Genomic DNA, 20,484 nt, shown 5'->3' with positions numbered 1-20,484 from the left:
CTATGAAAGCTATTGTTGTTAAAGCATTTGGTGGCCCGGAAGTGTTAACGGTTGTTGACCGTGATTTGTTGGAACCAGGTGAAGGTGAGGTGGTAATAGCGGTCAAAGCCATTGGTGTTAATCCTGTTGAGACCTATATTCGAGCAGGAACTTACCCAGTACTGCCAAGTTTACCATATACCCCTGGGGGGAATGTCGCCGGAACCATAGAAGCCTGTGGCCCTGGCGTGGGTTCCTGGAAGGTTGGAGACAGGGTATATAGTGCTGCCACAGTAAGTGGTGCCTATGCTGAAAACTCTGTATGCCATGTGGATACAGTATTTGCCCTGCCGGAGTCACTTTCCTTTTCTCAAGGAACAGCCTTAGGTGTTCCTGCTGCAACTGCCTGGCGTGGATTATTTATCCGGGGAAAAGCAAAAGAGGGAGAACGTTTACTCATTCATGGTGCCAGCGGTTCTGTAGGTCAGGCTGCGGTACAGCTGGCTAAGGGTGCAGGACTCACTGTCTTTGGCACTGCCGGTTCCGATGAGGGATGTTCCATAATAAAAGCTCTTGGAGCCACACCATTTAATCACAACAAGAGAGACTATGACAAGGAACTACTTAAGGCAACTGGTGGAGTCGGTTTTGATATAATCCTTGAGATGCTTGCCAATAAAAACCTTGAAATGGACTTGAATCTACTCGCACCAGACGGAAGAGTTATTATTATCGGCAGCCGTGGTCGAATTGAGATTGACCCAAGAGCAACCATGGGAAAAGAAACGGATATCAGAGGGCTCGCTCTCGCTCATGCGACAAAGGACGAACTGGTGCAAACCCATAACGGTTTGGCAGAGGCCATGGTGGCGGGAATCTTATCTCCTGCAATCAGCCGGGAACTTCCTCTGGTTGAGGCACCTTTGGCCCATGAACTCGTTATGAAGGACGGAAATGGTGGTAAGATAGTGCTGCTTCCATAGTTTTCGTCGTGCTGTATGTTCTGTTAAGGATAACACCTCTCCGCCTTACCTAAGCAGGGAGGTGTTATGGATTGAGGATTTAGTTGATACCGTTTTCTTTCATAAATGGTACATATTTGGTGTCTGTTCCTTTGATGTGATCTGTTAACCAGGTTTTTAAGAACTTCATCAGGTCAATGGAAATAGTCGGATCGCCTGAGGCCAGCTTTTTCTGATAATCAACGACCTGGCTCACAAGCCTTTTGTGAACAGCCTTGTGCTGGGTCTCTTCCTCATATCCATATTTGGCAAATAGTTTCTCTTCCATCCCAAAATGCATAACAGTGTAATCAACAAGTTCACCCATGATTTTCTCAAGCGCTGGTTGACCCTGCCTGGTTTTCATCGCCTTATGCAGATCATTGATCATTTTAACGAGCACTTTATGCTGGTCATCAACCCTCTTAACACCAATCATGAGTTTTGGTCCCCAGGGTATAAGGTCTGCAATGGATGACATTGATTGGCTTGATGTTCTTTTCCGGTTTGATTCATCAATCTTAAACTGCAGGATCATATCCTGGAGTCGATTGGCAACAGTCTGGAGTTCTTTGGAGCTATCTTCAACCTCACTGCCGTTTTGAGCGAGCTCGGTGGCTGATTGGCTGACATCAGAAATGTCCCGGGCTACACTATCTGCGACTGCGGAGCTTTGTGCGACGTTCTCGTTGACTTCTCCAATTCCCTGTGCTGCCTGGAGTACATTCTCGGAAATCTCAGATGTAGTTGCACTTTGCTCTTCAACTGAAATAGCAATATCAGCAACGATGGTGTCAACCTTATTGATGACCTCAGTAATCTGGCGAATTTCAGTTACAGTCTCTCCGGTGGAATATTGTATAGATTCTATCTTGGCACGAATTTCGCCGGTAGCGGCGGCTGTCTGGCGGGCAAGTTCCTTGATCTCGTTGGCAACAACGGCAAAACCCTTTCCAGCCTCACCTGCCCTTGCAGCTTCAATGGTTGCATTGAGGGCCAGGAGGTTGGTTTGTTCTGAGATCTCAGTGATAACCTCAGTTACCTTGCTAATTTCATCCGCGGCATTTCCTAGTGCATCTACTTTTTCCTGGGAACTACCCGCAAGATTAACCGCATCATGGGTAATTTCTCTGGCTTCCTTGGTCTTACCGGCGACGACATCGATGGACGAGGATACTTCCTCAGAGGCGGTGGCAACTATGTTTACGTTGGTAGACGCCTGCTCACTTGCGGCTGCCACGGTATTCATGTTAGAGCTCATTTCTTCTGTTGCTGCGGCAACACTGGTGGAGTGGCTGGCAACCTGTTCTGCCCCGGCTGTCATATTTTGGGATATCTCGGACAGTTCATTTGATGTGGATGAGAGTGTCACTACCTCATCACTCATATTGCCGATAATCTCACCTATTTTCGTGGACATTTCGTCCAAGGAACGGGCAAGTACGCCAAATTCATCACTGCGATGAAGATTAAGTTTTTTCGAGAAGTCTCCGTCTGCCATATTTTGAGAAAAGGAAACGGCCTGATTGAGAATTGTGACAATCATACGGCTAATGATAAGACTAAGAGCAATTCCAATAAAAAGGGAGACCGCAAAGAGGATAATGATCATCTGTTGCATTTTTCCGGAAAGCTCAATGATATAGTGTTCTATCGAGTTTACTTCTTCTTTAACGGTTGAGGCAATTGTAGCGAGCTTTTCTCGAACAATATTAAGCTCAGTTTCTGTTTTTGTAATGTAGACTTCTCTTACAGGGGCCAGGAAGGCCTCTCGGTCGCCACTATGTTGAGATATGATGTTCTTCATCTCTGTGACACTTGCATGGAGTCGTGCGTGAGGTTCTTCTATATCCTTTACCATAGCGGCAATTTCTGGAATGTCACTTACCGCCTGTTTGCGTCCCTCACCGTATAACCATTTTCCCAGCCCACATTTGGTGTGATCGTCCTGGGTTGTGAGGCTGGTTTGCTTGTCATCAATGAAGAGTTTTGCAATGGAAGCACGCCAATCGAGGTGATCAACCTCACGGGTAGCCATCTCTTCCATGACGACGAGGTATTTTTGTTCCTGCTGGACTTCTCCGGAGAAGGTGTGAAAACCATACCAGCTAAAGCCGCCTATTACAGCAAGGAAGATGAGGATAAGGCCAAAACCAATACCTAGTTTAGTGTTGATCGATAGATTTTTCCAACTCATAAGTGCCCCTTCATTTATATTTTTAAATACAGTTGTCAGCGGAATGATACAATGGATTTGACCTACAAATGTAGTATATCTTCGCAGGATATGAAAAATCAAATTTCAGGGTGTTTTTTTTAGACAATAGTGTGGAACTAACCGATTTATTACAGATAACGGACGGCTAAATGTTCGGTAAAAAACAGATAAGAATTGATTTTGAAGTCCGGTTTTAGAACTGGTTGACCGAACAGACCATATACTCTATTATGCTCGGGTCTTAAGTTTCTAATCCAAATTCTCTGTTTCTCTTTATTTTATCGATGATTTTCTGGGTTAGGTTGGTAGTGGAATGTATTCAAATTTTATCTATGGGGAGGATGTATGAAAATTCGTTCTATGCTGTTGACAGTTTTAGTATGCCTGTGTCTTGTTCCAGGACTCGCGCTTGCTGGTGGCAAGTATAAAAAAGAGTATAAAATGAGTGTGGTGGTTGGACCAAAATTGCCATGGGGTGCTGGTGCCACTGCTTTTGCTGACCTTGTTCGTGAGCGTACCGAAGGTAGAATAAATATTAAGGTGTATACCTCTTCTGCTCTCATGGCTGGAAAGCAGACCAATGAATTTCTCCTGCACCGCCAAGGGGTTGCTGATTTCTGTTTTGCCTCGACCATTAACTGGTCTACGACTATAAAGCCTCTTAATCTTTTTAACCTTCCATTTTTTTTCCCGGACTATAAGGCGCTCGATGCTGTAACCGGTGGTGAGGTTGGTCAGGAATTGACTGATATGCTCAGTAAAAAGGGTGTAACGGTTCTTGCCTGGGGTGAAAATGGATTTAGAGAGATAACCAATTCAAAAAGGGCTATCAAGACTCCTGCTGACCTTGAGGGTATGAAAATCCGCGTTGTTGGTACACCTATCTTTATCGAAACCATGAAGGCCCTTGGTGGAAATCCTGTGAATATGAACTGGGGAGACGCCCAGGTAGCCTTCCAGCAAGGTGTTGTTGACGGACAGGAAAATCCAGTGGTCGCTATTGAAATCCCGGTTAAAATCTGGCAGTTCCACAATCATGCGACCATCTGGCGCTATGTGATTGATCCACTCATGCTCACCGTAAATAATAAGGTTATGGCAAGCTTTACCCCTGAAGATCAGGAGATCATCAAGCAGGCTGCAATTGAGGCGGCCACCGCACAGCGTGCAGTTGTTCGTAAAGGGCTTATTCCGCCAGATTTAAGTGCCCTTGAGACCCTTCGCTCAAATGGCATGGAAGTAGTTGAGCTAAGCCAGGAAGACCGGGAAGTATTCAGGGCTAAAACCACTGCTGTTTATGAGAAGTGGACGGATGTTATTGGTGCAGATCTGGTGAAGAAGGCTGCTGCAGCCATAGAAGGATCACGTTAATTTTTTTATCGGGAAGCGTTGCTTCCCGATAACGTCTCAATTGTTTCGCTGCAATGCACAAATGGAGCTGTAAGGAGAGGATAGGTTGTTTAATCTACACTGGATAACTGAGCATCTGGAAGAGATGCTCGGTGCATCACTGCTGGCCGTGATGGCATGTCTTGCCTTTGCAAATGTTATCACACGATATATTTTTCAGTATCCCTTAGCGTTTACTGAAGAGCTGGAGGTTAATGCCCTGGTATGGCTGACCATGTTTGGTACTGCTTCCGCCTTTAGAAGGCGCAAGCATCTCAGCATGCTCTATTTCCAGGATAAACTTCCTGAATGGATACGAAACCTTCTTAAGGTTTGTATTCCCCTTCTTGGCATTGGTCTGTTTTCAAGCCTTGGTTATCTTGGTTATTTACAAATTGTCGATGAGAGGATTCTTGAAATAACCTCGGAATCCCTCGGTGTTTCCCAGTGGCTGTACACAATTTGTATTCCCATCGGTTGTAGTCTCATTGTCTTTCGAATTATTCAGGCAAGTGTGCGTGATATAAAGGAGAAAGGATAATGGGTATTGCACTGTTTCTTGGTTTTTTTGTCCTTTTGCTCCTGGGAGTTCCCATCGCAATTTCCATTGCGGTTCCCTCTTTTCTCGTCATTTGGGGAGCGGATCTTGGGGTTCCCGTAATAGCGCCAAACTTTTTTGCAGGAATTGCAAAATTCCCCCTGCTTGCAATCCCGCTATTTATTCTTGCAGGTTTTATTCTTGAACGCTGTGGTATTTCCCAGCGAATCATTCGTTTTGCAAACATTTTAGTTGGTCGGCGTAAGGGTGGGCTTGCTATTGTGGCCATAGGCGTCTGTGTGTTTTTTGGCGGTGTCTCCGGTTCAGGGCCTGCTGATTCTGCAGCCATCGGAGCGATATTGATTCCCGCAATGTTCGCTCAAGGCTACAGCAAGGGCTATAGCGCAGCACTTATCGCAGCAGCTGGGTCAACTGCCATTATTGTACCACCGTCCATCGCACTCATAATCTACGGGGCCATAACCAATACCTCTGTTCCAGCTCTTTTTGCAGCTGGTGCGATTCCGGGGGTTCTGGCAGGGTTGTCGCTGCTCATTCCAGCAATCTGGATTGCCAGAAAACGCGGTTATGGTTCGGAACAGGAGGGCGAAAATGATATCAGCCTTGGAGAGTCTTTTCGTGAGGCGTTCTGGGGCTTACTTGCACCAGTAATCATCCTGGGTGGCCTCTATGGAGGGATCTTTACTCCCACAGAAGCCGCTGTCGTTGCCGTGTTTTATAGTCTTTTTCTTGGGGTTATTATCTATCGGACGCTCAACCTGAAAAAGATCTACGATATTCTTGTGGATGCAAGTGAGGCCTCAGCCATTGTGATGCTTATTGTGGCCTTTGCGGGTCTTTTCTCCTGGGCAGGTTCAACCATTGGAATTCTGGATTCCATGGCGGGACTGGTCATGGGAATAAGCGACAACGAATGGGTTGTTCTTATTGTTATCAACCTGCTTATTTTTGTAGGTGGGATGTTGATTGATGCCATATCAATTTTTTACATCTTTCTACCAATTTTCCTCCCAATAATGGAGATTTTTGGTTGGGACCCTGTCTGGTTTGGTGTGATGATGACCTTAAACCTCGCCATTGGCCAGTTCACTCCTCCGGTGGCTGTGAATCTTTATGTGACCACCCAACTGGCAAATATACGGCTTGAAGAGACCTTTAAGGCGGTCTGGCCCATGGTCATTGCCATGCTTGTAGCCTTGGTTATTGTGGTTATTTTTCCATCCCTTTCTCTTTTTATTCCAAAGTTCTTCGGTCTTATGTAAAGATACAGTCATCAACCTTCCAACTGTCACCCCAGTTGATGGTTGATGACTGTTGTGTTCATTGATTTCACTGTGAGTGTTTTTTGATATAAAGGAGTATCACGTGCTCAGGGAAAAACTAATTCAGCGTATGGATGATGAGGGTTTTGATGGGATTGCACTTAATGCAGGACCAAGCTTAACGTATCTCACAGGTTTGCATTTTCACCTTATGGAGCGGCCTGTCGTTATTGTTTTTCACCGTACTGCACCACCCACTATTATTTTGCCGGAGTTGGAAAAGGCAAAGCTTGATAATCTACAGTTTGAGGCCCGAGTATTCGCCTATGGGGAAGATCCTGAGGGCTGGGGGAGTGTATTTAAAAAGGCTCTCCACGATCTGCCCTTTGAAGGTGGCAGGATCGGGATAGAACCCAGGCAGTTGAGATTTCTGGAGTATGATCTTCTCAAAAAAGCTCTGCCAGAAGGTGACTGGGTGGATGGATCTTCGCTTATTGCAGAGCTACGATCAATAAAGGGTTCAGAAGAAATCACCAGTATGACTAAGGCTGTTCATATTGCTGAAAATGCACTTGAGGCAACCCTTCCTCTTATTGGTGAAGGGGTTGAAGAACGAGAAATCGCCGCTGAACTTTTCTTACAGCTCATTAAACATGGATCACAGTCTGATCTGCCATTTGCCCCAATTGTGGCTGCAGGTCCAAATAGTGCCAATCCACACTCAACCCCTAGTGCAAGAAAACTACAGAGTGGGGATCTGCTCATTATTGACTGGGGTGCTCGATATAACGGCTATGCCTCTGATCTGACTCGGACCTTTGGTATTGGAGAACTCGATGAAACCGCAAAAGAGATCCATCACCTTGTCCGCATGGCTAATAGGGCAGGACGTCAGGCAGGCTGTGTCAGAAGTTCTTGCGCAGCGGTAGATCGGGCAGCGAGGACTGTTATAGAGGCAGGTGGATATGGCGAATTCTTTACCCACAGAACCGGACACGGTATTGGCCTTGAATGCCATGAAGAACCGTATATGAGAGGCGATAACGAACAGCAACTTCTCGCGGGCATGACCTATACTGTGGAGCCTGGTATTTATCTCAAGGGTAACAACGGCGTACGTATCGAAGATGACGTTCTCATCACTGATAAAGGTGCGGTATCATTGTCCACCATGACACGGGAATTACGCTATTTGTAGATGCGAGAAACGAAATCTTTTCTGTCCAGATTTCATCAACACCTATCTTTTGGCGTTATCTCAATAGATACCAGCAGGGTGGCCACAGGACAGGCGAAATTAAAAAATCACTGAATTATCCTCGGGATCAAAATCGTCTACAGGGGATTCAGGCTCATCTCCTCCGGGGGCTAAGTCCAGATCTGCATCATTTTGTTCTGTGGAAATGTCAGTGTCGACTGCTGTCGTCCAGTCCTCACCTGCTGCCGTTGCTGAGAACTCGTCATCTTCAGTGACCTCCAGGGTCCAGTCAGATGAGGTTGTAGTATGACTGTTGTCAAACTCGTCAATGTTGTTCTTTTTTGATGCTTGTTTAGTGAAGGCTGGGTTGTCTTCGTCTACCCCGTCCTCATCGTTGCCATGTCCGCGATCTTCGTGGTCTGTACTGTTTTTACCTGTTGTCTTCTCTGAATTATTATCCTTTGCTGTTGATGGGTTCGCCTGGTCCGCAGCTAATGAATCTTCAGGACTAAGAGTTTCTGAAAGGTTTATTGAACTGGAATTGTCTGCGCTTTCCTCTGTTTCTAGATCGTCTGTGCTGTTGTCTTTTGAAGCTTGCTTAATGAAGGCTGGGTTGTCTTCGTCTACCCCGTCCTCATCGTTGCCGTGTCCACGGTTCTCATGGTCTGCACTGTTGTTTATCTTTGCCTGTTCTGAACTATTCCCATTTGTTGTTGATGAATCAGGTTGGTCCTCTGTCAAAGAATCCTCTGGGGTAGACGTTCCAGAAAGGTTTTCTGTAGCGGAGTTGTCGCTGTTTTCAGGAGTGGGGGTGCTGAGGTGAACACTGTTTTCAACGGAGGTCTCACCATCACTCACACTATAACTAAGCTGCAACTCCCCGTCATACTCCGGTCCGGAAGTAACCGTATATGTCCCGTCATTGTTATCGGTTATCGTTCCACTACCATCTGTTATTTCAATTGAATGTACGGTCAATTCTGTGCTGTCAATATCATCAATAACAGCCAGCAATTGATCTTCTGTTAAGGTGAGTGTACTTTTTGTTGGAGGTGTCTCAGTACGAGATGGCAATGGTTCAGCGATATCTGTGCTTAAGTCCACCGGTTCATTGGCATTATAATTTTGTAGATTCAGATCTATATGGGTCACTTCTGTGCTGCCATCACTACTTATTGTGGTGAACTCTACGTCTGTATTGATACTTTTAGATACTGTCATACCCTGGACGACATAGTTTCCCATGCCTCCAGCTGTTGTGAGTTCAAAATGGTCCACTGGGCTATCGGTTATAAAGTCATATGTTGCCTGGTTGGCAGCGTCATGATCCCCTGAGCTAAACTGTTCTTCAATGAGGTTGCCATCTTCATCAAAGGCCTTGATGTGTACCTGTGTCCAGGCGTCATTTGCTCCTGGGGACGACTCTTTAAACCAGGGCCCAATTCCATCGAGGTTGAAGGATATCTGGTTAACGTCTTCCCCCTCAACTGTGACTACCAGGCTTTCTCCCTTGCTTAGGCCATTATTATCTTTATCTCCCAGACCGGTGCCCACATGCCCGCTTTTGTTATAGACCTTTAATGTATCATCCGTACTATGGGTGGTGATTGTTGTGTCTCCATCTGTGTATGAAAAGGTATTGTTATCCACCTTTTCACCCCAGTCAGATAACTGTGCCTTACCATCAAATGTGCCTACCTGAATATCTCTGGTCTGATCAGTTATAGCATTTTTATCGGGAACAAAACGAACATCACTGTCGGCGTTATATTCCTGACCGATTTCCATAGTTTGCCACTTATCTTCTACCATCACTTCAACGACACCAAAATCGGGCGGGGTGTCGAGGCGAATGACAGGGTCAGGAAGGATTTCAACCTCAGGTTCCTCCACGTCCATTGTAAAAAAGAGAGGCTTGGTTGATACAGGGGAATCATTTACGGCAGTTACATCTATGGTGCCAGATGTAGCGACGGTTTCTCTACCATCGGAGACATCGTAGGTGAAGTTGAGCTGTCCATTATAGTTTTCTTCAGGTGTGACGGTATAGGTCCCGTCTCCATTGTCCTGGAGAGCACCACCATCCACGGTAAGGTTGGAAACAGAGAGCTGATCCCCATCAATATCTGACGCGTTTTTCAGGAGCTGTTCTTCGGTAATTATTATTGCCTGGTCTTCATCGGTAGTAAATGAGATTTGCTCGCCAACCTCAGGGCCATCGTTAACTGCAGTGACATCCAGCGTTGCTGTGGCAGAGTCTACCGTTTCACCATCGGTTACAGAGAACTGGAGTGGTACATCATTTCCATTAAAGTTCTCAGCTGGATTAAAGGTGTATGTTCCATCCTGATTATCAGTCAGGGTGCCAAATTCTTCAGAAACAGTAACTTCAGTAATGGAAAGATTGTCTCCATCTACATCAGAAGCGTTGGCTAGAAGGTCTTCGGCTGAGAAGACGAGGGAGCTATCTTCAGCAGTTGCTCCTAAATCAATGTCCTCAACAACAACCGCATCGTTTACAGCCGTAACATCTAAAGTGCCAGATGTAGAAATTGTCTCGGTACCATCGGAGACATCGTATGTGAAGTTGAGCTGACCATTATAGTTTTCTTCAGGTGTGACGGTATAGGTCCCGTCTCCATTGTCCTGGAGAGCACCACCATCCACGGTAAGGTTGGAAACAGAGAGCTGATCCCCATCAATATCTGACGCGTTTTTCAGGAGCTGTTCTTCGGTAATTATTATTGCCTGGTCTTCATCGGTAGTAAATGAGATTTGCTCGCCAACCTCAGGGCCATCGTTAACTGCAGTGACATCCAGCGTTGCTGTGGCAGAGTCTACCGTTTCACCATCGGTTACAGAGAACTGGAGTGGTACATCATTTCCATTAAAGTTCTCAGCTGGATTAAAGGTGTATGTTCCATCCTGATTATCAGTCAGGGTGCCAAATTCTTCAGAAACAGTAACTTCAGTAATGGAAAGATTGTCTCCATCTACATCAGAAGCGTTGGCTAGAAGGTCTTCGGCTGAGAAGACGAGGGAGCTATCTTCAGCAGTTGCTCCTAAATCAATGTCCTCAACAACAACCGCATCGTTTACAGCCGTAACATCTAAAGTGCCAGATGTAGAAATTGTCTCGGTACCATCGGAGACATCGTATGTGAAGTTGAGCTGACCATTATAGTTTTCATTAGGAGTTAGTGTATAGGTCCCGTCTCCATTGTCCTGGAGAGCACCACCATCCACGGTAAGGTTGGAAACAGAGAGCTGATCCCCATCAATATCTGACGCGTTTTGCAGGAGCTGTTCTTCGGTAATTATTATTGCCTGGTCTTCATCGGTAGTTAATGAGATTTGCTCGCCAACCTCAGGGCCATCGTTAACTGCAGTGACATCCAGCGTTGCTGTGGCAGAGTCTACCGTCTCTCCATCGGTTACAGAGAACTGGAGTGGGACATCATCTCCACTAAAATTCTCAGTTGGATTAAAGGTGTATGTTCCATCCTGATTATCAGTCAGGGTTCCAAACTCTTCAGAAACAGTAACTTCAGTAATGGAAAGATTGTCTCCATCAACATCAGAAGCGTTGGCTAGAAGGTCTTTGGCTGAGAAGACGAGGGAGCTATCTTCAGCAGTTGCACCTAAATCAATGTCCTCAACAACAACCGCATCATTTACGGCAGCTACATTTATGGAACCAGATGTTGAAATAGTCTCAGTACCATCAGAGACATCGTATGTGAAGTTGAGCTGACCATTATAGTTTTCTTCAGGTGTGACGGTATAGGTCCCGTCTCCATTGTCCTGGAGAGCACCACCATCCACGGTAAGGTTGGAAACAGAGAGCTGATCCCCATCAATATCTGACGCGTTTTGCAGGAGCTGTTCTTCGGAAATTATTATTGCCTGGTCTTCATCGGTAGTAAATGAGATTTGCTCGCCAACCTCAGGGCCATCGTTGACTGCAGTGACATCCAGCGTTGCTGTGGCTGAGTCTACCGTCTCACCATCGGTCACAGAGAACTGGAGTGGTACATCATCTCCATGGAAGTTCTCAGCTGGATTAAAGGTGTATGTTCCATCCTGATTATCTGTCAGGGTGCCAAACTCTTCAGAAACAGTAACTTCAGTAATGGAAAGATTGTCTCCATCAACATCAGAAGCGTTGGCTAGAAGGTCTTTGGCTGAGAAGACGAGGGAGCTATCTTCAGCAGTTGCTCCTAAATCAACGTCCTCCGCAATAACCGCATCATTTACGGCAGCTACATTTATGGAACCAGATGTTGAAATAGTCTCAGTACCATCAGAGACATCGTATGTGAAGTTGAGCTGACCATTATAGTTTTCTTCAGGTGTGACGGTATAGGTCCCGTCTCCATTGTCCTGGAGAGCACCACCATCCACGGTAAGGTTGGAAACAGAGAGCTGATCCCCATCAATATCTGACGCGTTTTGCAGGAGCTGTTCTTCGGAAATTATTATTGCCTGGTCTTCATCGGTAGTAAATGAGATTTGCTCGCCAACCTCAGGGCCATCGTTGACTGCAGTGACATCCAGCGTTGCTGTGGCTGAGTCTACCGTCTCACCATCGGTCACAGAGAACTGGAGTGGTACATCATCTCCATGGAAGTTCTCAGCTGGATTAAAGGTGTATGTTCCATCCTGATTATCTGTCAGGGTGCCAAACTCTTCAGAAACAGTAACTTCAGTAATGGAAAGATTGTCTCCATCAACATCAGAAGCGTTGGCTAGAAGGTCTTTGGCTGAGAAGACGAGGGAGCTATCTTCAGCAGTTGCTCCTAAATCAACGTCCTCCGCAATAACCGCATCGTTTACGGCCGTTACATCTATGGTGCCAGATGTAGCGACGGTTTCTGTACCATCGGAGACATCGTATGTCAGGTTGAGCTGACCATTATAGTTTTCTTCAGGTGTGACGGTATAGGTCCCGTCTCCATTGTCCTGGAGGGAACCACCATCCACGGTAAGGTTGGAAACAGAGAGCTGATCCCCATCAATATCTGACGCGTTTTGCAGGAGCTGTTCTTCGGAAATTATTATTGCCTGGTCTTCATCGGTAGTAAATGAGATTTGCTCGCCAACCTCAGGGCCATCGTTGACTGCAGTGACATCCAGCGTTGCTGTGGCTGAGTCTACCGTCTCACCATCGGTCACAGAGAACTGGAGCGGTACATCATCTCCATGGAAGTTCTCAGCTGGATTAAAGGTGTATGTTCCATCCTGATTATCTGTCAGGGTGCCAAACTCTTCAGAAACAGTAACTTCAGTAATGGAAAGATTGTCTCCATCAACATCAGAAGCGTTGGCTAGAAGGTCTTTGGCTGAGAAGACGAGGGAGCTATCTTCAGCAGTTGCACCTAAATCAATGTCCTCAACAACAACCGCATCATTTACGGCAGCTACATTTATGGAACCAGATGTAGAAATAGTCTCGGTACCATCGGAGACATCGTATGTCAGGTTGAGCTGTCCATTATAGTTTTCATTAGGAGTTAGTGTATAGGTCCCGTCTCCATTGTCCTGGAGAGCACCACCATCCACGGTAAGGTTGGAAATAGAAAGCTGATCCCCATCAATATCTGAAGCGTTTTGCAGGAGCTGTTCTTCGGTAATTATTATTGCCTGGTCTTCATCGGTAGTAAATGAGATTTGCTCGCCAACCTCAGGGCCATCGTTAACTGCAGTGACATCCAGCGTTGCTGTGGCTGAGTCTACCGTCTCACCATCGGTCACAGAGAACTGGAGTGGGACATCATTTCCATTAAAGTTCTCAGCTGGATTAAAGGTGTATGTTCCATCCTGATTATCAGTCAGGGTGCCAAATTCTTCAGAAACAGTAACTTCAGTAATGGAAAGGTTATCTCCATCACCATCAGATGCATGAGCAAGCAGCTCTTCCGCTGAGAAAACAAGTGAGCTATCTTCAGCAGTTGTTCCTAAATCAACGTCCTCCGCAATAACCGCATCGTTTACGGCCGTTACATCTATGGTGCCAGATGTAGCGACGGTTTCTGTACCATCAGAGACATCGTAGGTGAAGTTGAGCTGTCCATTATAGTTTTCTTCAGGTGTGACGGTATAGGTCCCGTCTCCATTGTCCTGGAGAGCACCACCATCCACGGTAAGGTTGGAAACAGAAAGCTGATCCCCATCAATATCTGACGCGTTTTTCAGGAGCTGTTCTTCGGTAATTATTATTGCCTGGTCTTCATCTGTTGTAAAAGAGATTTGCTCACCAATTTCAGGGCCATCGTTAACAGCAGTGACATCCAGCGTTGCTGTGGCAGAGTCTACCGTCTCACCGTCCGTTACAGAGAACTGGAGTGGGACATCATCTCCATGGAAGTTTTCTGTGGGATTAAAGGTGTATGTTCCATCCTGATTATCAGTCAGGGTGCCAAACTCTTCAGAAACAGTAACTTCAGTAATGGAAAGATTGTCTCCATCAACATCAGAAGCGTTGGCTAGAAGCTCTTCCGCTGAGAAGACGAGGGAGCTATCTTCAGCAGTTGCTCCTAAATCAACGTCCTCAACAACAACTGCATCATTTACGGCAGCTACATTTATGGAACCAGATGTAGTAATAGTCTCAGTACCATCGGAGACATCGTAGGTGAAGTTGAGCTGTCCATTATAGTTTTCTTCAGGTGTGACGGTATAGGTCCCGTCTCCATTGTCCTGGAGGGAACCGCCATCTAGGGTAAGGTTGGAAACAGAGAGCTGATCCCCATCAATATCTGACGCGTTTTGCAGGAGCTGTTCTTCGGTAATTATTATTGCCTGGTCTTCATCGGTAGAAAATGAGATTTGCTCGCCAACCTCAGGGCCATCGTTAACTGCAGTGACATCCAGCGTTGCTGTGGCAGAGTCTACCGTCTCACCGTCTGTTACAGAGAACTGGAGTGGGACATCATCTCCACTAAAATTCTCAGTTGGATTAAAGGTGTATGTTCCATCCTGATTATCAGTCAGGGTGCCAAACTCTTCAGAAACAGTAACTTCAGTAATGGAAAGATTGTCTCCATCAACATCAGAAGCGTTGGCTAGAAGGTCTTTCGCAGAAAAGATAACTGAACTATCCTCTACCGTTACACCCAGATCAACGTCCTCAACAACAACCGCATCGTTTATGGCCGTAACATCTATGGTGCCAGATGTAGCGACGGTTTCTGTACCATCGGAGACATCGTATGTGAAGTTGAGCTGACCATTATAGTTTTCATCGGGTGTGACGGTATAGGTCCCGTCTCCATTGTCCTGGAGAGCACCACCATCCACGGTAAGGTTGGAAATAGAAAGCTGATCCCCATCAATATCTGAAGCGTTTTGCAGGAGCTGCTCTTCGGTAATTATTATTGCCTGGTCTTCATCGGTAGTAAATGAGATTTGCTCGCCAACCTCAGGGCCATCGTTAACAGCAGTGACATCCAGTGTTGCTGTGGCAGAGTCTACCGTCTCACCATCGGTCACAGAGAACTGGAGTGGTACATCATCTCCATTAAAATTTTCTGTGGGATTAAAGGTGTATGTACCATCCTGATTATCTGTAAGGGTGCCAAACTCTTCAGAAACAGTAACTTCAGTAATGGAAAGATTGTCTCCATCAACATCAGAAGCGTTGGCTAGAAGGTCTTTCGCAGAAAAGATAACTGAACTATCCTCTACCGTTACACCCAGATCAACGTCCTCAACAACAACCGCATCGTTTATGGCCGTAACATCTATGGTGCCAGATGTAGCGACGGTTTCTGTACCATCGGAGACATCGTATGTGAAGTTGAGCTGACCATTATAGTTTTCATCGGGTGTGACGGTATAGGTCCCGTCTCCATTGTCCTGGAGAGCACCACCATCCACGGTAAGGTTGGAAATAGAAAGCTGATCCCCATCAATATCTGAAGCGTTTTGCAGGAGCTGCTCTTCGGTAATTATTATTGCCTGGTCTTCATCGGTAGTAAATGAGATTTGCTCGCCAACCTCAGGGCCATCGTTAACAGCAGTGACATCCAGTGTTGCTGTGGCAGAGTCTACCGTCTCACCATCGGTCACAGAGAACTGGAGTGGTACATCATCTCCATTAAAATTTTCTGTGGGATTAAAGGTGTATGTACCATCCTGATTATCTGTAAGGGTGCCAAACTCTTCAGAAACAGTAACTTCAGTAATGGAAAGATTGTCTCCATCAACATCAGAAGCGTTGGCTAGAAGGTCTTCGGCTGAGAAGACGAGGGAGCTATCTTCAGCATTTGCACCTAAATCAATGTCCTCAACAACAACCGCATCATTTACGGCAGCTACATTTATGGAGCCAGATGTTGAAATAGTCTCTGTATCATCGGAGACATCGTAGGTGAAGTTGAGCTGTCCATTATAGTTTTCTTCAGGTGTGACGGTATAGGTCCCGTCTCCATTGTCCTGGAGGGAACCGCCATCTAGGGTAAGGTTGGAAACAGAGAGCTGATCCCCATCAATATCTGACGCGTTTTGCAGGAGCTGTTCTTCGGTAATTATTATTGCCTGGTCTTCATCGGTAGTAAATGAGATTTGCTCGCCAACCTCAGGGCCATCGTTAACTGCAGTGACATCTAGCGTTGCTGTGGCAGAGTCTACCGTCTCTCCATCTGTTACAGAGAACTGGAGAGGTACATCATCTCCATTAAAATTTTCTGTGGGATTAAAGGTGTATGTTCCATCCTGATTATCAGTCAGGGTGCCAAACTCTTCAGAAACAGTAACTTCAGTAATGGAAAGATTGTCTCCATCAACATCAGATGCGTTGGCTAGAAGGTCTTCCGCAGAAAAGATAACTGAACTATCCTCTACCGTTACACCCAGGTCAACGTCCTCAACAACAACTGCATCATTTACAGCCGTAACATCTAAAGTGCCAGATGTTGAAATAGTCTCAGTACCATCGGAGACATCGTATGTGAAGTTGAGCTGACCATTATAGTTTTCATCGGGTGTGACGGTATAGGTCCCGTCTCCATTATCCTGGAGGGAGGCTCCATCCACGGTAAGGTTGGAAACAGAGAGCTGATCCCCATCAATATCTGACGCGTTTTGCAGGAGCTGTTCTTCGGTCAAAACTATTAAACCTGACTCATTTGGTTCAATAGTGAGACTGCTTGAATAGATGCTTTCAGATGCTATGGCACTGATATCTGCAAGAGGTGTGGCTGAAGTGTCAATTGTTTCTATTGAGCCAAAATCTTTGGCCTTTGAAAGTTCCTCTTGGACTTTGAGGTTCTTTTCTAATTCCTCATGAAGGTTAAGGTCGTTATCCGAATTGTGATGTCGCGTAGCCATGTGATACCTCGGGTTGTTCACTGCACCAGGGAATTCCTGCGTGAACCTGTGTTCAACTGTATGCTGCGTTATAGTGGTTGTGTCTTCTATCGTTCATGAAAGGAAGTTTGAGTTGAGGTGTAAATCGGTTTCAATAAGTATTCTATCAGCGTTTTTGTCCCTGTCTTAATGTCTGCTGACAGAGTCATTCCTGAAAAGAGTGAAAGTTCCGGTCGCCTGGCATCTATACTTTGTGGATCCAGCTCAACTAAACCCTCATAGTAGGGAGCAGATTGATCACTGGGGATGAGTGCAGAGGGAGAGATTGAGATAACCTTGCCCTCAAGCACCCCGTATCTTCTGGAATCGTAGGTGGTCAGCCGAATACGTGCCTGTTGAGCTACCTTGACATGGCCTCTATCCTTAGATGATATCTTTACCTTTGCCACGAGGGGTTGGTTTGTTGGAATTAAGGTGAGGAGGATATCACCCGCTCCAGCGACTTCTCCAGGAAAATTGAGTTGCAGGTCATGGACATAACCACTGACTGGGGCCTTGATCTCCAGAGCATCAATGGTGCTGTCGAATGACTTCATCTTATTTTCAAGGGTCATGAGTTCCGTACGGGTCTCTGTGAGCTCCTTGGCATATTGCTGTCTTGCCTGTGTTGTTTTATTGGCGATGATATTTTGTAATTCACTCCGCTTTGCCCTGAGGTTTTTCAACGTTGTTGGCACTTGTTTTAAGCCATACAATGCCTCATTATACTCTTTCTCAAGTTGAAGGAGTGTCACTCGGCTGTTGAGGCCTTTTGATTTGAGTTTTGTTCGTATCTCTAGCTCTTCTTTGACCAATTCTACTGATTTCTCAAGTTTCACTCGACTATTCTTCTGTTGCTCAATTTCCGCTGCAAGCTGCTCAATCTGATTTTTGAGCATATCTTTTTCAAGCTGGTTTTTTCTGACAGTCTGCTCGTAGAGTGTTCGTTCAGCCTCTAATAGCTCTGGGTCTTTTATTGTGGATAAGTCTGGATCATTTCCAGAGAGCAGGGCATTGAGTCGTATTGATGAGGCTCTTAATTGCAGCAGTCTATCGCGAATGGACTCCTGTTCGAAGACGGATATGACTGGATCAAGACGAATGAGGGGCTCGCCCTGTTGGACAAGTGTACCGTTTTGCACCATGACCTCGAGTACCCGACCGCCCACCAGATGCTGTACCTTAACCGCTTCTCCTGCATGAAATAGCTCACCCTCGGTGGTGGCTGTCTCGTTTATCTGCAGAAAATTTGCCCAGATGAGAAAAATGACCAGTAGAGTAAGGGCGGAAAAAATCACCTTCCTGGTCCCCATGGCACTGCCGGTTTCCCTGAGAAGGATGGAACGATCCAGGTGTCTGTTTTGGATTTTTCCAGGAAAACGCGCCTCACTGTTTTGGCTTGGTTTGTCAGTCTTTTTCATAAAGATTTTGTCTCACTGTATTTGATAGTCATAGTTCTACTCTTTCAAGGTCCCCTGAAGCTAAACGATAATGCCCATATCAAATGTGAAGGTTTTATCAGCCAACCGGGTAAATGCCGGGTGGTTGGAACTAATAAGTAGTGTCTTTTCACCCTTGAGCTTTTTCAACTCATCAATAAGCAGTTGCAGATGAGCATCTTCAAGACCAAAGGCGGGTTCATCAAAGAGTAGGATGTTTGATTTGCTGAGCAAGGTCCTGGCTATGCACAATCTTTTCTTAAATGACCCTATGTCATTAATATTCAGCCAGTCCTCCATCCTTGTCTGTATTCCTTCAGGCAGAGCATCGATGGCTGAGGTGAGACCAATGTTGTTGATGACCCTCTCAAGATCACGACCAGTTGATTCCGGGGAATAGTACGTAAGGTTTTTTTCAATGGAAGTTTGAAAGAGCACGTCATCTTCTGGGAGGTAGCCGATTGATCTGCGTAATAGGGATGGAGGCAACTGTCTAATATTGGTTCCGTCGATGGTGATGATCCCGTTTTGGGCCTCATACATCCCCATCAACAGTTTAAGTACCGTTGTTTTTCCGGCACCATCATGTCCCTGTAGGAGCACACATTCTCCGGAACGTATCGCGATGTCAGCACCAAGGAGGGCAGGGTGGTAGTCAGGGCGGTAACGGAGACTGACGTTTTTAAAGCTGATGTCACCACGAAACGTAAGGGGAAGCATCTCTGTGTCGGTCTCTTCAAGCTCCATGGCCATAAGTCGGTTGAGTTGGTCAATAGACTTTTTAATACGAACTGATTGGGAAAAGACAGAAAACCCTGTGGTGAGGGGAGATAAGATTTTCCACACCAGCATCATTGCTGCAATCAGTACTGCGGCACCATAGTGGCCCTGGAGCACTCCCACCACCCCTAAGGTGATTGTCATTGCGCCCGCAACCGAGACAATTGCCTGGGAAAAATTGTTAATGACGCTGTTAATGTTGGCGGTTTTCAGGCTATCCATGGCGGAATTGGCAGAGAGTATTTCATATTTATCCCTCCACTTCGCAGTAAGACCACTCATCCGTATTGCCCTGAACTCTGAGAAAAATTCGATGAGAAAGGCTTGCTTCTGGCTACTTGACCCTGCAGCCTCTGCATTGTTTTTCCGAATTACAGGCAGGATAGAAAGGGAAAATATCAGAAGAATCAATAGGCCGATAAGTGGGACGTAGGCAAGGTTGCCCGCCATCACGACGAGTCCAATGAAGAGCAGAATAAAAAATGGAAGGTCCATAACAGAGGTCATTCCTGCACCATCGATAAATGATCGTACAGTGTTAAAGTCTCTCATTCGTACAATTTGAGAGCCAATGGAGGCGTTTTCGGTGGCTGAGGGTTTAAAAGACAGAATTCGCTTAAACACTTGAGTTGACACGAGAAAACCCATCCTTGCTCCGAGGTGTGAGAGCAGTCTATGCCTGAAAATCCGTAAAATAAAATCAACAAGCAGAATAGTGGCTATACCAAGGCCAATGATCCAGAAGCCGTCAATGGACTCTGCCGTACTGATCTGACTATAGATTCCCATGACAATAAGAGGGGAGAGCAGAGCGGTCAGAGAGAGAAAAAATGAGAGAAGAAAGGTAAGGCTCAAATTTTTGGTGAATCTGGCAATAAAAGCTGTGAACCATTCTCGCTGTGGTTTTTCAGGATCGGTTGCCGAGGTAACGAGATTCTCAAAAAAATAAAAGGTTCCACTGTTACTGGATATATTCAGATGGGTAAAATTACTGGAGTCCCCGTCAAAACAGAAAAATCTATCGTCCTCGTTATTGATAAGTACAAAGGCCCGTTTTTCCCGGTCAATGAAAAGGCAGGGCAGTTGCCTGGTGTCCAGCCAATGTAAACTTCCTTTGGCACTGTTTACCTTGAAACGCAAATTTGCCATGGTGTTCATCATATCATCAACACTAAACTGACGATAATCATATGGCAGGGCGTAGAGAAAGGATCTCTTACCGCCCTTCCAGCCAAGCGCGTCAAGAAGGGGTAGTATGCACCTTCCGAGACTGCCGGAAACCCTCGGTTGTTGTCTGCTGTCTGGCATAGT

9 protein-coding genes are annotated in these 20,484 nt (G+C 45.9%); 5 read left to right on the top strand and 4 right to left on the bottom strand.

Annotated elements, in window-relative coordinates:
- The first annotated feature begins 2 nt into the window (after nt 1-2).
- Nucleotides 3-962, top strand: a complete 960-nt coding sequence (locus ACX6CI_RS18055; RefSeq protein WP_458775053.1) for an NADPH:quinone reductase — start codon at nt 3-5, stop codon at nt 960-962.
- A 79-nt stretch (nt 963-1,041) separates the two neighbouring features.
- Here the strand turns inward: ACX6CI_RS18055 and ACX6CI_RS18050 are convergent, their stop codons facing one another.
- Nucleotides 1,042-3,177 carry a bacteriohemerythrin gene (locus tag ACX6CI_RS18050; RefSeq protein WP_458775052.1) on the bottom strand — a complete coding sequence of 712 codons (2,136 nt, stop codon included), beginning with the start codon at nt 3,175-3,177 and terminating at the stop codon, nt 1,042-1,044.
- A 366-nt stretch (nt 3,178-3,543) separates the two neighbouring features.
- On the opposite strand from ACX6CI_RS18050, the gene ACX6CI_RS18045 reads away from it, so the two are divergent.
- From ACX6CI_RS18045 to ACX6CI_RS18030, 4 genes are all read left to right on the top strand, one after another.
- Entirely contained in the window at nt 3,544-4,569 is a 1,026-nt protein-coding gene (locus ACX6CI_RS18045; RefSeq protein ID WP_458775051.1) for a DctP family TRAP transporter solute-binding subunit, read from the top strand.
- A gap of 85 nt (nt 4,570-4,654) precedes the next feature.
- Nucleotides 4,655-5,128 carry a TRAP transporter small permease gene (locus ACX6CI_RS18040; protein ID WP_458775050.1) on the top strand — a complete coding sequence of 158 codons (474 nt, stop codon included), beginning with the start codon at nt 4,655-4,657 and terminating at the stop codon, nt 5,126-5,128.
- Nucleotides 5,128-6,408, top strand: coding sequence for a TRAP transporter large permease (locus tag ACX6CI_RS18035; protein WP_458775049.1), 1,281 nt, complete (start codon nt 5,128-5,130; stop codon nt 6,406-6,408). Before ACX6CI_RS18040 ends, ACX6CI_RS18035 begins: the two co-directional genes overlap by 1 nt.
- Nucleotides 6,409-6,511: 103 nt before the next feature.
- The gene (locus tag ACX6CI_RS18030) at nt 6,512-7,606 is read left to right on the top strand and encodes a M24 family metallopeptidase (RefSeq protein ID WP_458775048.1); all 1,095 of its coding nucleotides are present in this window, start codon (nt 6,512-6,514) and stop codon (nt 7,604-7,606) included.
- A 99-nt stretch (nt 7,607-7,705) separates the two neighbouring features.
- Here the strand turns inward: ACX6CI_RS18030 and ACX6CI_RS18025 are convergent, their stop codons facing one another.
- From ACX6CI_RS18025 to ACX6CI_RS18015, 3 genes are all read right to left on the bottom strand, one after another.
- Nucleotides 7,706-16,936, bottom strand: a complete 9,231-nt coding sequence (locus ACX6CI_RS18025) for a cadherin-like domain-containing protein (protein ID WP_458775047.1) — start codon at nt 16,934-16,936, stop codon at nt 7,706-7,708.
- Between the two features lie 86 nt (nt 16,937-17,022).
- Nucleotides 17,023-18,375: an HlyD family type I secretion periplasmic adaptor subunit gene (locus ACX6CI_RS18020; protein WP_458775046.1), complete on the bottom strand. Its 1,353-nt coding sequence runs from the start codon at nt 18,373-18,375 to the stop codon at nt 17,023-17,025.
- A gap of 60 nt (nt 18,376-18,435) precedes the next feature.
- Complete coding sequence (locus ACX6CI_RS18015) at nt 18,436-20,481, bottom strand: peptidase domain-containing ABC transporter (protein WP_458775045.1); 2,046 nt, start codon at nt 20,479-20,481, stop codon at nt 18,436-18,438.
- Between the last annotated feature and the right edge of the window lie 3 nt (nt 20,482-20,484).

The organism is Desulforhopalus glucosivorans, from assembly GCF_054397165.1.
This window is presented reverse-complemented; position numbering and strand designations above follow the sequence as displayed.

Excerpts from the sequence above, each read along its gene's own strand:
- ACX6CI_RS18055 (WP_458775053.1), top strand. The coding sequence starts at position 3 with ATGAAAGCTATTGTTGTTAAAGCATTTGGTGGCCCGGAAGTGTTAACG.
- ACX6CI_RS18050 (WP_458775052.1), bottom strand. The coding sequence starts at position 3,177 with ATGAGTTGGAAAAATCTATCGATCAACACTAAACTAGGTATTGGTTTT.
- ACX6CI_RS18045 (WP_458775051.1), top strand. The coding sequence starts at position 3,544 with ATGAAAATTCGTTCTATGCTGTTGACAGTTTTAGTATGCCTGTGTCTT.
- ACX6CI_RS18035 (WP_458775049.1), top strand. The coding sequence starts at position 5,128 with ATGGGTATTGCACTGTTTCTTGGTTTTTTTGTCCTTTTGCTCCTGGGA.
- ACX6CI_RS18025 (WP_458775047.1), bottom strand. The coding sequence starts at position 16,936 with ATGGCTACGCGACATCACAATTCGGATAACGACCTTAACCTTCATGAG.
- ACX6CI_RS18020 (WP_458775046.1), bottom strand. The coding sequence starts at position 18,375 with ATGAAAAAGACTGACAAACCAAGCCAAAACAGTGAGGCGCGTTTTCCT.
- ACX6CI_RS18015 (WP_458775045.1), bottom strand. The coding sequence starts at position 20,481 with ATGCCAGACAGCAGACAACAACCGAGGGTTTCCGGCAGTCTCGGAAGG.